Here is a 13,245-nt window from a genome sequence, read left to right on the forward strand (position 1 = left end):
TGACGAGTTTGTCAACAATGTGAGTAAAAAATAACATTGTCTATTAATCTCTTTAAGTAGGAGGAATTAAATGGATTACTATAAAATGCTAATAGACATGATTGAAAAAAGTGGCCTAACACTTCAAGAAATTGCAAATAGATGTGAAGTTGAGCATGGAGTAAAAATTAATAGATCTTATATAAGTAAATTACAAACGAGAAAGCAAGCGCCTGCTTCTGATGAAGTTAACGTTGCGTTAGCAAAAGTTTGTGGTGGGGATGTAGAAAAGTTTCGATACGAGGGATATATTGAAAAGGCTCCGGATTTCATCAAGGATTTTATACAGGAGGTTTCAATAGTACTTAAGGAAATGTCTATGGTTACATTGAAGAAACATTTTCCAGAAAAACTATTAGAGAAATCAATAACTGAAATAGATAATAGATCAGCTTTAGATATTCTGGAAATATCAAAAAAATATCTAGCTGAAATAAAAAATGGAGTCCAAGATTTATTTGATCCTGAACTAATGTTATCTTTTGTCGGCTTTGAAATGAAAGATGATTCTATGGAACCAGTAATACCTAAAGGATCGATTGTTAATATAGATTATAGGAAAGTGATTAATAATGGAGATATAGTTTTTGTTAGTCTTGTAGAAAGTAACGAGGAAAATTATCTTATTAGGAGAGCAATCAATTTAGGAGATAAGGTGATGCTAATCAGTGAAAAATCTCATTATGAAGCTCAAGAAATAGAGAAAAAGGCAATAAAACATATGTGGAAGGTAACTGCTACTAGAATAGAATTTTAAAACGTTTTTCTAGATACCATATATAAATATTATATTAATATACACGAGACACGAGAGCCGCCAAGGGCGTCTCTCGGTCGATCTCGTGCAGGTCGTATAAACTAGTATTCTGTTTATATTAATAAAATTTAAAAAGTCTAATGGCATCTATCAAGAAAGAAGACAGAAAATGTTTCTATTACTTTCCTTAAAGATACTAAATGCAAACAATCCCAAATTATTTCTAGCGTCATTTATTGATAGCAATAAGTTCTTTATCTTTAGAGTTCACTAAATCTAAATTTGAAAGTGTATGATATACTGTGCGAGCAATATGCCATGCCATAACTGGAGGAACAGCATTTCCGATAGCTTTGTATGCGCTACTTGCACTTGTAGTAAAAATATAACTATCGGGGAACGATTGAAGTCTAGCACATTCTCTTACTGATAATCTACGCCAACCAGACATATCTTCCCTATCTTCAAGAGTTGTTCTATAATGCGCTTCAATATTCCCGTGGTGTTCGGCTCTTATCGTTGGAGCTGGTCTATCCTCAGAAATCTTGTTGTTACCTTGCATTTTCTTCCCAGGGTAAAACTTAGCTTTGGAAATATCACGAGAAGTATGATTTGGAATTGTTGGGTCATTTACTTTATTCCAAATATCATCAATACCATCTTTAGAAGAACGCCACCTTTGACCAGTTAATTCTCCCGTTTCATCATATATCTTTTCTGGATAATATTCATCAGAAATATCTCCTAAGTCTTTACGGATTCCCATAATAATAACCCGTCTACGCATTTGTGGAACCCCATAGTCTGCGGCAGTAAGTACATGATATTGAACATTATAACCAGCATTATCAAAATCACTAAGAATTGTGTCGAGAGCAGAACGGTCAATAGCTTCCCCAGCCTCATTCTTTCTTGAATTTCTAATACCATCGACATTTTCAGCAATGAACATTTTAGGGTGATAATGATTGATCACCCTAATCATTTGTAAATAAAGCTGTCCTCTTGGGTCGCTCAATCCTCCACGTTTTCCAGCATAACTAAATGTTTGACATGGAAATCCTCCGAGTACAATATCAACATCAATTTTAGGCATATCTTTTTCCATGTCTAAATCTATCACATTTCTTCTTTCAACCTTATGATGAAAATTATCTTCATAGACATCGGCAGCTTGCTGAAAAATGTCGTTAGCAAAAACAACATTAAACGGATTTTTTTATAATGTTCTCCTAAGTAATCAAAATTACCAACAAAGCCTAAATCCATACCTCCAGCACCAGAAAATAAACTAACAACATTTAGAGGAGTTGCATTATTGGGAACTTCAACATCAAAAGCTTTTATTGTGTTACAATTATCATAATAGTATGTTTTAGACATAATAGAATTCCTTTCAATTTTAGAACGGTGGTTAATATGAATATTGAACAAATTTTAAAAATGATGAAGAACGAAATAGAAGCTATTGAAGAAGTTTCTTCTGAATATCTCGTAAGTCAAGGTAATAACAATGGATTTGAAAAATTAGTTCCCAAAATTGTAGATAAAGTTAAACAAGAGATTTCTGATTCTGATGTTTTAGAAAAGAAAGTTCATTTGGGTCATCACTTTCCAGATATGGATTTAATCCTAAATGGAGTACGTTACGGTTTAGAACTCAAAAGCAGAAATAATGGTTCTTGGGATACGAACGGAAATTCTGTTTTTGAAAGTATAAGTGACGAAGACTATAAAGAAATATATGTCTTCTTCGGAACTCACAGCAAGCCCGAGCCTAAAATTAAAGTAAAATATAGACCATATTGGCAAACAACCTCAAATATTATGGTAACTCATAGTCCTAGATTTAAGATAAGCATGGATACTACTGAGAGTGTATTCAAGAATGCCGATGAATATAATTCTCTTCGTAATATGACAGAAGAACAAAAAGTATCTTTTCTCCAAGAATATTTACGGAATAATACAAAAGGTGTTAAATGGTTCGTTCCTCAGTCAGAAGATTCTTTAAGCCCAATACTAATAAAAAGTTTGAAAAAAGAAGAACAAGATAGAACACTTGCAGAAGTGCTAATATTGTTCCCACAAGACCATATTAAAGATGGTAAAGGGAAGAATCGTGATAAGTATTTAAGAAGTGCTGAATACTTAATTGGAACTTACTATTATTATGCTACTGATTTCAGAGACTTCTTTTCAGCTGGAAACAAATATATTTATAAAGATGTGCATTTTCCGAAGTTTGTTACAAATCTAAATGAACATAGTGAAGAAATTCATGAAATTCTTATAAATGCTAATTCAGCATTCCAAACTCTTGCCTATCAATCTTGGGAAGAAATAGGAGTTCAATTAAGTATGACATCATTTGAAAATGATTATAAAGCCATTTTAGATACTATTGGTAATCAGTACCTCAAAGAAGAACTCCAAAAGGCAAACGTAAAGAATTTATCTGATTTCTTACATTCACAATAACTATTTTAGCACTTTAATTATGGCGCGTCAACTACCGCGCCAAACGTATGTTTGTAAAACATTTATTAATTATCGTAAACCTAGAGCCTTTTGACTGTAAACTCTAGGTTTTATTCTGTATCTAAACTACTCTTTATGCTTTACATACTGGGATGTAAAAGTTCAACGTTGACGTGGCATAGTAGCACGCTCCTTATAGTTATTAGAATAAGTGACTAGCCCTCATTTTTTCTGTCCAGCTTAGTGTAGCCTATCCAACATGGGACCCTTGATTACAAGAGCCCCATTCAATATAAACTTGAACACTTTAAAAAAGCTGTCTAATTTAGTGTTGACAGTCCAACCTCATATTTTTAATATAACCTATCTATTAATCCTATAAATTTAATCAAAGCTACAGAGCACTTGGCTAAGACCAGCCTTAATCAAAGTTCTATTTTATAAAGCCAGTTAGTTCTGAGAAATTAGGTTGGAGAATCTAGAATAGGTGAAAAGTGGAGATTCTTAGAGATTTTTCATGCGTTAATCATTTTTCTTTGACCACTAAAATGACCACGCATTACAATTTTCTATGCTCTAATTAAATGCATTGGATGACACACTACCTTAAAATTCTGCTTTCAAATGTACTCCATTCATAAAGAATTAATGAAGTTACACAGCCCCCTAAAACAGGGCATGTAGAAAGCGTAGCGTTACTTACTAAAAAAGAAGCAGGTACCTTAAAAGGTTGATATAACAATGGATTTGGCTGTGTAACAGCGATTGAACTTAGGGTGTAACAGGTATCAAAATGATGACTTGTTGACGTATTGTTGACCAAATTCCTAAAACTATAGCATAAGAGAGTAAAAGACACCGGATGAATTGATCTGGTGTCTTATTTTGTATTGCTAGAAACTTTGGGTTGAAATATGGATTCAAATTTATTTGCAGCCTCTTTATCTGCTGATTGGAGGGCGTGGCCGTAAAGCCGTCGTCACCTATGCATTATCTACATACATCATGGACTACGGTTACAAGCCTGCTGAGTATGCATTCGGTATCATTCGCAATACAAGTGAGCCAGAAGCAAGACAAGGAATGATGAGGCTCCAAAATCAGAAACAAAGACAACGACCTAACAAGACCTGGGGTGATCGAAATGAATCCAGTGGAACAAGTGATAAACAACGTCGTGCAGATGAACTCGATGCGCTTTCCCTCTGAGAAAGATCATGTGTGCCAGCATTGCAATCGAGTGGTTGAGAGGATTGAGGTTGAAATCCTTGGCAAGAGGAAAGTGGTCCAGCCTGTTTGTAAATGCGAGGCAGATGCAGAAGCGGAGGATATGAAAAGGTTCACAGAACATCAACAACGCCGCGATACAGAAAAGTTATTCTCAATATCTGCACTAGGTAAACGGTTTGAAGAGTCGTCATTCGAAACGTTCATTCCACGAGAAGGTGCAGAGATGGCGCTGAAGCAAGCTAAGAAATACGCGTTTGCTTTTGATGAGTATGGTCAATTGAGTTTACTGCTATGGGGGACTTACGGGAACGGGAAGAGCAAGCTAGCTGCCGCGGTTGCTAATTGCTTGAAGCAAAATGGAAAGGTCGTTGTGTTCCAAAGCGTGCCAGAGTTACTACAGAAAATCAGGCAAACTTTTAACAAGAACAACGATGAGTCAGAACATCAAATCATGAAGGCACTCCTAACATGCGATCTTAATTTTGGATGATATAGGGGCTGAAAAGGTCACTGATTGGGTTAGAGATGCTCTTTACAGAGTAATTGACGGATGGTATCGCAAACAACTACCAATCTTCTACACATCGGATCTAAAGCTATCAGAGCTGGACGAAAAGTTAGGTAGTCGAATTTACGATCGAATCTTGGAAACAACAATCCCGATAAACAATAAGGCAACCAGCTACAGAAAAGAACAGGCTGTAGAACGATTCGAAAAACTACGACAAGAAATGAATTGAGAGGGGAGAAGCAAGCATGATAAACATACTCCAGTTTATTTTCCAAGACTTTTGGCATTGGCTAGGGAGTTTGTTGCTACTAATCACGATTGCAGGTGGAATTAGAGGGATTATCACAATCAGAAAATAACGAGGAGGAATCAAGAATGAATCAATTACAAGTAATCGAGCAGCGTGAGGTATTAGGCAAAGGATTCACCGTTTACGGAGACTTGGATCAGCCTTTATTTTTGGCAAAGGACGTTGCAGGATGGATCGAACATAGTAATCCTAGATCAATGCTACGTACGGTTGACGAGAGTGAAAAAGCGAAAATCTCCTACCCTGTAAACAATCCTTACGGCGGGTACCAGGAGGAAGAACAGTGGTTTCTCACGGAAGATGGGGTTTACGAAGTCTTAATGCAAAGTCGTAAACCAATTGCTAAACAGTTCAAGAAACAAGTAAAAGAAATTCTAAAGTCTATCCGCAAACACGGTATGTATGCCAAGGACGAGATTTTAGACAATCCTGACTTGTTGATGGATGTAGTCACTAAGCTCAAAGATGAACGGGATAAGCGTTTAACAGCCGAAATGAAAGCATTGGCCTTGGAACAACAAGTAGCAGAGTACGAACCAAAAATTACGTATCTGGACCAGATTCTACAAAGCAAGGATGCTGTAACCGTTACACAAATCGCAAAGGATTACGGCATGACTGGAACAGAGCTGAACCGTTTACTTAACGAAGGAGTCATACAGTACAAGCAGAACGATCAATGGCTCTTATATCGCAAGTATCAAAACGAAGGCTATACCAAGTCTATGACCCTAACAATTCCACGATCAAACGGTTCTCTAAAGGTCAAAATGAATACTCGCTGGACGCAAAAAGGACGACTATTCATTCATGAACTACTCAAGAAACGAAACATTACCGCAATAATTGATCGGAAAGATATAGGGGCATAGGAGAAGATTAGATGAACGACGATAAAGCAGTATTAGCTCTACAAATTACCTACTTTAAAAATTACATTCACTTTTACTTTGATAGTACAGGTATTGTTGCTGAAAAGTTCATTATATCCGAAGTATATACACCTGAAGGCGTTCATTATCAAGCAACAGAGAGTGAAAAGCTTGAGCATTTGATTTACATGAAATATACGGGCTTAAAAGATAAGAACGGCAAGGAGATTTATGAGGGGGATATTGTGCGAGTACTTATACAAGGTGGTTACAGTCAACATTTTATCGATCAAGAAGTAGTGACATCAGTCATGTACATTCCGAGTAAAGCTCACTATAGACCGTTTGATCAATGCAGAATATGGATGGAAGACGGAAAATTACCGAAAGTGGAAGTCATCGGTAATATCTACGAAAATCCAGAGCTACTGGAGGTTTAAGAATGCGAGAGATAAAGTTTCGTGCTTGGGATGATGTCAGTAAAGTAATGTCATTTAGTAATTTCGAACAGTTCGATGGCATGATGGGGTTTCGGTTTTCACACTTTGAAACAGAGAAACCTGTTTACATGCAGTGTACTGGACTTCACGACAAAAACGATAAGGAAATATATGAAGGGGATATTTTTAAAGATTGGAAAGGGAGAATGCTTGTAGTTGTTTGGAGAGGATTTTACTGGAGATTTGAATTGCCTGAAAAACTAAGGAAAGAACTCAGATATAGATATGAGGGTTTTCACAGCGCAGGAGAAGTCATCGGCAATATATACGAGCATCCACATCTGTTAAATCAAGAGTGAGCAAACGGAGGGAGAGCATGAGCGAACACAAGCTTGACCAGAGCAAAGCCCATAAGAAAGGCAAACCATATATTCATGTACCAAGACATATAAGCGAATGGGCAAAGAACAGTAGTACAAACGCCACAGTAAACAACTATAAAAAGGGCACCGGTAGAGCATTCGGTCAATAAAAAATAGAGGAGCGATCCGAGATGAATACACAGGACAATCAAAAGGTTCAACAATCATTGAACAAAGAACAGTTGGATTGGCAGAAAAAAGTGATTCGTGAGGAGATGGCCGTCAATGAAAAATAGCTACGGCTTTACATGGGTTGAGATAGACGATGCTCAGGCATTGCGTCAGTGGGCGGAGAAAGCGAGTGGGGATTGATGGATGAAAGCATGGGGGAAGTGGACAAGATCATTCATGGTAACAGTTTAGAAGTACTCAAGATGCTTCCAGATCAAAGTATCAACTGTTGTGTAACTCCCCCCCGTACTGGGGACTACGTGATTATGGAGTAGATGGTCAATTAGGACTGGAGCCAACACCAGAAGAATTTGTGGCCAACATGGTTACTGTCTTTAGAGAAGTTAGAAGGGTTCTTAAAGACGATGGTACGCTCTGGCTTAATCTAGGAGACAGTTACTGGGCTAATAGAAGTCAAAATGGACTATCTTGGAAAGATAGCGATAAGCATAAAAACTATATGGTTCGTGCAGGTGGTAAATCTCATGAATACTTAAAGCCAAAGGACTTAGTTGGAATACCGTTGGTGTGTAGCTTTAGCTTTGCAAGCAGACGGTTGGTATTTACGGTCTGACATTAACCCAATCGAGTATAGAGCGACTGTCTCAGGATATTGAGAACCAAAATGGTTCTAATCGGGCAAATGCAGGAAGCAAAACGAACGGAAACATGAAAGCAGTGGGCGGCTCTGTAGGGGCATTTGGTCCACCGCAGTCTGGAAACAAGGAACGAAAATATGGGGAAGAAAGGGGACGTCCTGGATCGCACTTAGGAGGTAGTATCCCTTGGCAGGGATCCACAAGAAATAAACGATCTGTTTGGACGGTAGCGACAGCGAAAACAGCAGAAGCTCATTTTGCAGTGTTTCCACCAAAGTTGATAGAACCTTGTATATTGGCAGGTTGCCCTCAAGGTGGAATAGTGCTTGATCCATTCACGGGATCCGGAACCACACCAGTAGTGGCCAGAAACTCAGGACGGCATTTTATAGCGATAGAATTAAACCCTGAATATATCAAAATAGCAGAAAATCGGATTAAGAGAGAGACAGCACAAATGAACATCTTTGAGTTTGGTACTTAATCCAGCTGCAAATATGCAGATCCGGAATGGCCAAACACCAAATGCACGAAATGATACTGTTCCACTGGTAGATCAGGAAACACAAAACGAACGTTGCTGCTGTTTCGCATAGCTTCAATCTCAAAATTGTTTATTGTTTACAAATTATGACAACAACACACTCGATCCTCCATAGGATCGAGTGGTCTCACCAAGGATGTGGTGGTCCAGAAGGATTGTTTACGGGTGGTATCGTTGGTGGATGAGGATTGATTGGGGGGAGTGGTACAGGGGTTGGTGGATGAGGATCGAGGCTGTGTGGTGGCCAAGGGGTTGGTGGGTGAGGGACTTCACCCGTTGGCGGGAAATGTGGATCTGGTAAGTTACAATCTGGTGGACACTCAGAATTAGATTTGAGATTTTTATCTGTTGTCAATTGAACTACCTCCTTTAATTTTTTTTAGTATCTGGTGATTGAAAGGAATTTATACCAATTAGTTTGGGGGAAAGAGTAATGAAACGTTTAGAATGGTCAAATGGTAGTGGGTGGGGAGAAATATTCTGTCTCATGACAGGTCAAGAAGAGATGACTTACTGGAAAGAAGGTACTCCTTGCTATGACACATATACAGCACCAATGGTCGATGATGATGGTGATATATTCTACTACCGATTTGATCAGGATGAGGGATGTTAGCACGAAGATATGTACGTCCTCGGTTCATATGATCTGGGCATGAATGTTAGCTTTGGATAGGAGGGAAGCACAATGACCGAACAGCAGAAAACTGCAAAGAAGGAAACAAGGGTTCTGGGCATATGCAAAATGTGTCTCAATGCAGAGATAGTAAACAGCGAACGGGTCTGCATTGAGTGTGCTAGAGAACTGGAATAGTTAGTTAGGGAGGCAAATGTGACCGAACAGCAGATCATTGAAACAGTGTAAGGGGCATCGTCATCCCCTTACACCCCAAAAAACTAATCTCTTCGAATGACCAAATATATTACCAAACCAATGATAGGAAAAGCCAATACAGCTATCAATGCAATGAGTGAGAATTCCTTACTATTACCTCTACTTCTTGAATCGCGATAGGCCCAGATACTAAAGAAAATATTTAAGAAAATGGGCAGTAACGCAAAAAAACTCTGTCCAACTTCGCCCATGTTAATCAAAGAAATCACCTGCTTTTTAAGTTTGCGAGACATTTCGATTATATAAAAAAATGGGTAAATTGTGTAATTCCTTACTAGGTTAATTTACACAACACACGATTTGTAATTCGAGAGGGTGAGTACGATTGAAAAGACACGAAGTTTTATCAGCTTTGGATAGGATCACAGAAATGACGGACATTGTGGATTTCCAGGTCTATAAGGACACCCGTTGGGTTCTACTGCCAAGGCTGCGGTAGAAATAGAGAGAATCATAGTAGACGTTGCAAAAACGAATGGGAGGGAAGTCCTGTTCCATATGAAGAACTTGAAGGAAAGGATAGTATTCCTTGTTCATTGTGTAATGCATCCACTAAAAAAATTTACCATATTAAAAATACGTTAAGTAATAAAATTATAAATGTAAGGAGCACGTGCATTGATCAGTTTTTAATGGACGATAAGCTAGCAGGGAAAACGAAAGCCCAGCTCAGAAAAGAGGGAGAACGTGCTAAAAGACTCACTTATAGTAATGAAAAGTTTCCTGGAATAAAGCAACTATTAGAAAGCTGGGACGATGAATTACAGAGATATGACGTTCTGTTGCCAAATATCCTATCAAGACCGTACCAAGATATTGGCGATGACGTGAGGTATCAATTTCAATCGTATATTGAGGGTAAATATCAAGAAGAGGTTTTTAGAGACATCGAATTTGGATTACAGCAACAAGAAGCATTTATAACTTAGACCATTAGCTAATATACCTAATACCTCGCCCAAATCACTATGAGATATCTTCACGACCTCAGCAAGCACTTCCTTATCTTCAGCAGACAAAACCATTTGCAAATCCTGTTCCATTGTTATTAAGATAAAAAAAGTCTTTATCACCTACGATGATCGTTTGGTCAAGGTCGTACCAATAAGGTTCCCATTTCAATTCCAATGTTAAGCCCCCTTCAAGATAATATTAAACTACCCTGTCAGTTAGTTGAATAACTTGCCGTCAAATTAACACCTTATTTGCATGGAGCAACAACCATTTCAACTAATGCGGAAACCCTCCCTCGGACAATAAATCCTGGGAGGGCTTTTTTATTTGAACAGCTTCTTAATCAGCGAGAAGATATCAAACGTTTTTCGCTGCAACTTTGTTGGTTCCTCAGCCATCACCAGCAGCGGGGCATTTTCATCCTCCCGGCTAAACCATCTGCTGCTTTATTATCGCTGTAATCTTTTTTAAAGCTCGATTTAGTTATTCCAAACGTTAAAGGTTTTTACTATCTTTTGCCTTTCCATAGTGTTTTGATTTTCTGTATATGAAAGAAATAGCACCCAGAACTTCGTTTTTCCACTAAGTGGGTAGCCGAGCCTACGCAAATGAACAGGAGGTATTGCGGAAGTTCAAAAAATGGGATTCGAATTGTAAAAGAGAAAGCAGGCAAGGAAGAACTATTCGTGATCTGGACACACCGTGGAATTATGGATCTTCCCTGGATTTAGGGAGACTCTGAGAGCTTTATGTGGGATTGGATTTAGAAATTAAAATTCAGGTGCGCCGATCCGAGGCGTGAGATTTGTGAGAATAATATGGTCAATTCTGTTGGTGACAGGTCGAGATCTCGCTGTATCCAGAAGTGAATGGTTCCCACATAGGCAGAGGCAAGGTAGGCAAATAAATATTGCTGTTTGACGGGGATCTCACTCAAGTTTTCGGTTTTGAAATAGCGATATGAACCATGAAACTGCTCACGTATTAATTGGGTCAATCGAGATCCGAAGGACGTGTCTCCATTTGGTCTCATGAATACCTGAAAGAATCGTTTGTGTTCAACCACGTATTCAAAGGGGCGAACATAGCCATAAGGTGGCGGGGCAGCAAAAGGCTCTTGCCGATCGATGTCGTGACCAAGCTTTTTAATTATTGAATAAAAGCCTTCCAGTATTTCGTTCTTAAATTGTTCAACAAAATCTTGTATATCCTGATAATGCAAATAAAAGGTGCCCCTGTTCAAGCCAGCTCTATCGGTCAGTTCTTTTACGGTAATGTTGTCTATACCGTTTTCTAACGCCAGATCAAGAAACACTTCGCGTAACAGTTGACGAGTCCTGAGAATTCGGCGATCAATTCTATTTGTCATATTATTTTCCTCCAAAATTTCAGTAACTTACTGATCATTCTTCTAGTTGCCGTTGATTAATGAACACAAGGATAGCGGATGAACATTGGATATCCGAGTCAATCAATTATAATTTTATTATCAATGTTAATCAACACCGTGTTCATTATTTCAATATGAATTGGAGAGGGGTACATGTTTAAAAGAGACGCATCTGCTGCAACTTCAAATATGAATACTGTAGTTACGTTAAATCGTAAATCGTTTATTTATGCCATGATTGCAATTATTCCTGGCATGATGATGGTTATGCTCAATAGTACAGCGATGAATGTAGCTATTCCAAGCCTGACACAGGATTTTCAGGTTTCATTTGAGACATTACAGTGGGTCATCAACGGTTATATGCTGGCGATGGCAGCTACCGTTCCAATCTCAGGGTGGTTTTCTGACAGAATTGGCGCAGGCCGGGCTTATTTAATGATGATTATGTTATTTATCTTTGGTTCACTGCTATGCTCGATGGCACAAAATTCGGAACAGCTTATCGCTTTCCGTATCATTCAGGGACTGGGTGGGGGGATGATCCAGCCGATTGGCATGGCAATGATTTATAGGCTGGCGCCTCCAGACAAAAAAGGACAGATTATGGGGATGATTGGTATACCTATGCTGATTGCACCAGCAACAGGGCCGATTTTATCCGGTTGGTTTCTTGAGGCTATGGGTTGGCAATGGATCTTTCTGATCAATCTTCCGATCGGAACGCTTGCTGTTTGGCTTGGCTTGCGCCATCTGTGTAAACATGTACGTCTTCAAAAAACTCACAATAAACAGCAGCCGTTTGATCGACTTGGGGCTATGTTTGCACCAACAGCTTTTGTACTTCTTGCTTTGAGTATAAATCAGCATAGTTCCAATAAGTGGGGATCCATTGTGATGGGGGGACAGGAACTTTATTGCTGATTTGGTTGTGTATCCATGAGCTCCGTCATGAAAATCCCATTCTAGAATTAAGGGCATTTCGTGCCTATCGCTTTCGCAGGGGCATGATTGTCAGTACAATTCAATATGCAGCTCTAAATGGGTCGCTAGTATTTATTCCGATATTTTTGCAAAAATATCGTTCTTACAGCCCTTTCGATGCGGGAATAATTATGAGCATGCTTGCTATAACCTCTGGTTTGCTGATGCCAGTAGGTGGGAAAATATACGACCGTTTCGGGATCCGGCCATTAGCTTGCTCTGGTATGGGAACGATTGCTGTGGCTTTATTACTACTTTCCCGGATAAGTGACATAGCACATTATCTACAAATTGCAGGAATAGTCGGTTTGCTTGGGATTGGAATGGGATTATGCATGATGTCATTAAACACATATATTCTACAATCAGCTCCGGCTTCGATGATCAGTAGAATCACACCTTTAACTGCAGCAGGAGCTAATCTAATCATACCGGTGGCGATTGCCTGCTTGAGTAACTTTCAAGCAATGCGTACCTTTAGTCATACAGTAAATGAATATAAGGATAATCCGGTTGCTGCTGAAATGGCTGCTTATTCTGACACCTTTTTACTGACAGCATGCATTGCTTTAGGCGGAGCATTTGTCAGTCTGCTGTTGAAGCCACCTCAAGATCCTACCTAGCGAGTCACCACTATGACCATTAG

The 13,245-nt window shown here is 38.7% G+C and carries 11 protein-coding genes and 4 pseudogenes; 12 read left to right on the forward strand and 3 right to left on the reverse strand.

Features of this window, described 5'->3' with window-relative positions; translation table 11 throughout:
• The first annotated feature begins 70 nt into the window (after window positions 1-70).
• Window positions 71-796, forward strand: coding sequence for a S24 family peptidase (locus EEL30_09005; GenBank protein ID QDX92453.1), 726 nt, complete (start codon window positions 71-73; stop codon window positions 794-796).
• 229 nt (window positions 797-1,025) lie between these two features.
• On the opposite strand, the pseudogene EEL30_09010 reads toward EEL30_09005, so the two are convergent.
• Window positions 1,026-2,179, reverse strand: a pseudogene (locus EEL30_09010) (DNA cytosine methyltransferase).
• 36 nt (window positions 2,180-2,215) lie between these two features.
• Between EEL30_09010 and EEL30_09015 the strand changes: the two are divergent.
• The 9 genes and pseudogenes from EEL30_09015 to EEL30_09055 all read left to right on the forward strand — a co-directional run bounded on the left by EEL30_09015 (window position 2,216) and on the right by EEL30_09055 (window position 8,992).
• The gene (locus tag EEL30_09015; GenBank protein QDX92454.1) at window positions 2,216-3,277 is read left to right on the forward strand and encodes a hypothetical protein; all 1,062 of its coding nucleotides are present in this window, start codon (window positions 2,216-2,218) and stop codon (window positions 3,275-3,277) included.
• 1,183 nt (window positions 3,278-4,460) lie between these two features.
• Window positions 4,461-5,247: pseudogene (locus tag EEL30_09020) on the forward strand (AAA family ATPase).
• Window positions 5,248-5,393: 146 nt separating this feature from the next.
• The gene (locus EEL30_09025) at window positions 5,394-6,200 is read left to right on the forward strand and encodes a phage antirepressor protein (protein ID QDX92455.1); all 807 of its coding nucleotides are present in this window, start codon (window positions 5,394-5,396) and stop codon (window positions 6,198-6,200) included.
• Between the two features lie 11 nt (window positions 6,201-6,211).
• Window positions 6,212-6,640: a hypothetical protein gene (locus EEL30_09030; protein QDX92456.1), complete on the forward strand. Its 429-nt coding sequence runs from the start codon at window positions 6,212-6,214 to the stop codon at window positions 6,638-6,640.
• A gap of 2 nt (window positions 6,641-6,642) precedes the next feature.
• Window positions 6,643-6,999, forward strand: coding sequence for a hypothetical protein (locus EEL30_09035; protein ID QDX92457.1), 357 nt, complete (start codon window positions 6,643-6,645; stop codon window positions 6,997-6,999).
• A gap of 460 nt (window positions 7,000-7,459) precedes the next feature.
• Window positions 7,460-7,807 carry a hypothetical protein gene (locus EEL30_09040; protein QDX92458.1) on the forward strand — a complete coding sequence of 116 codons (348 nt, stop codon included), beginning with the start codon at window positions 7,460-7,462 and terminating at the stop codon, window positions 7,805-7,807.
• Between the two features lie 95 nt (window positions 7,808-7,902).
• On the forward strand, window positions 7,903-8,316 hold the full coding sequence (locus EEL30_09045) for a site-specific DNA-methyltransferase (protein ID QDX92459.1): 414 nt from the start codon (window positions 7,903-7,905) through the stop codon (window positions 8,314-8,316).
• Between the two features lie 171 nt (window positions 8,317-8,487).
• Window positions 8,488-8,706 (forward strand): annotated as a pseudogene (locus EEL30_09050) (hypothetical protein).
• 103 nt (window positions 8,707-8,809) lie between these two features.
• A complete protein-coding gene (locus EEL30_09055) occupies window positions 8,810-8,992 on the forward strand; it encodes a hypothetical protein (GenBank protein QDX92460.1) in 183 nt (60 codons plus the stop codon).
• A 281-nt stretch (window positions 8,993-9,273) separates the two neighbouring features.
• On the opposite strand, the gene EEL30_09060 is transcribed toward EEL30_09055, so the two are convergent.
• The gene (locus tag EEL30_09060; protein ID QDX95713.1) at window positions 9,274-9,462 is read right to left on the reverse strand and encodes a hypothetical protein; all 189 of its coding nucleotides are present in this window, start codon (window positions 9,460-9,462) and stop codon (window positions 9,274-9,276) included.
• Between the two features lie 441 nt (window positions 9,463-9,903).
• Here EEL30_09060 and EEL30_09065 point away from each other — a divergent pair, with 441 nt between their 5' ends.
• Window positions 9,904-10,200 (forward strand): hypothetical protein, encoded by a 297-nt coding sequence (locus tag EEL30_09065; GenBank protein ID QDX92461.1) that lies wholly within the window; start codon window positions 9,904-9,906, stop codon window positions 10,198-10,200.
• Window positions 10,201-10,988: 788 nt separating this feature from the next.
• Here EEL30_09065 and EEL30_09070 read toward each other — a convergent pair.
• Window positions 10,989-11,594: a TetR/AcrR family transcriptional regulator gene (locus EEL30_09070; GenBank protein QDX92462.1), complete on the reverse strand. Its 606-nt coding sequence runs from the start codon at window positions 11,592-11,594 to the stop codon at window positions 10,989-10,991.
• A 174-nt stretch (window positions 11,595-11,768) separates the two neighbouring features.
• Between EEL30_09070 and EEL30_09075 the strand changes: the two are divergent.
• Window positions 11,769-13,222: pseudogene (locus EEL30_09075) on the forward strand (DHA2 family efflux MFS transporter permease subunit).
• Window positions 13,223-13,245 lie beyond the last annotated feature (23 nt).

Source organism: Brevibacillus laterosporus (assembly GCA_007833815.1).
Taxonomy (GTDB): domain Bacteria; phylum Bacillota; class Bacilli; order Brevibacillales; family Brevibacillaceae; genus Brevibacillus_B; species Brevibacillus_B laterosporus_D.

What these genes read in the sequence shown, in the direction of transcription:
- EEL30_09055 (QDX92460.1), top strand. Translation starts at nt 8,810, where the DNA reads ATGAAACGTTTAGAATGGTCAAATGGTAGTGGGTGGGGAGAAATATTC.
- EEL30_09065 (QDX92461.1), top strand. Translation starts at nt 9,904, where the DNA reads ATGGACGATAAGCTAGCAGGGAAAACGAAAGCCCAGCTCAGAAAAGAG.
- EEL30_09060 (QDX95713.1), bottom strand. Translation starts at nt 9,462, where the DNA reads ATGGGCGAAGTTGGACAGAGTTTTTTTGCGTTACTGCCCATTTTCTTA.
- EEL30_09045 (QDX92459.1), top strand. Translation starts at nt 7,903, where the DNA reads ATGAAAGCAGTGGGCGGCTCTGTAGGGGCATTTGGTCCACCGCAGTCT.
- EEL30_09070 (QDX92462.1), bottom strand. Translation starts at nt 11,594, where the DNA reads ATGACAAATAGAATTGATCGCCGAATTCTCAGGACTCGTCAACTGTTA.
- EEL30_09025 (QDX92455.1), top strand. Translation starts at nt 5,394, where the DNA reads ATGAATCAATTACAAGTAATCGAGCAGCGTGAGGTATTAGGCAAAGGA.
- EEL30_09005 (QDX92453.1), top strand. Translation starts at nt 71, where the DNA reads ATGGATTACTATAAAATGCTAATAGACATGATTGAAAAAAGTGGCCTA.
- EEL30_09030 (QDX92456.1), top strand. Translation starts at nt 6,212, where the DNA reads ATGAACGACGATAAAGCAGTATTAGCTCTACAAATTACCTACTTTAAA.
- EEL30_09015 (QDX92454.1), top strand. Translation starts at nt 2,216, where the DNA reads ATGAATATTGAACAAATTTTAAAAATGATGAAGAACGAAATAGAAGCT.
- EEL30_09035 (QDX92457.1), top strand. Translation starts at nt 6,643, where the DNA reads ATGCGAGAGATAAAGTTTCGTGCTTGGGATGATGTCAGTAAAGTAATG.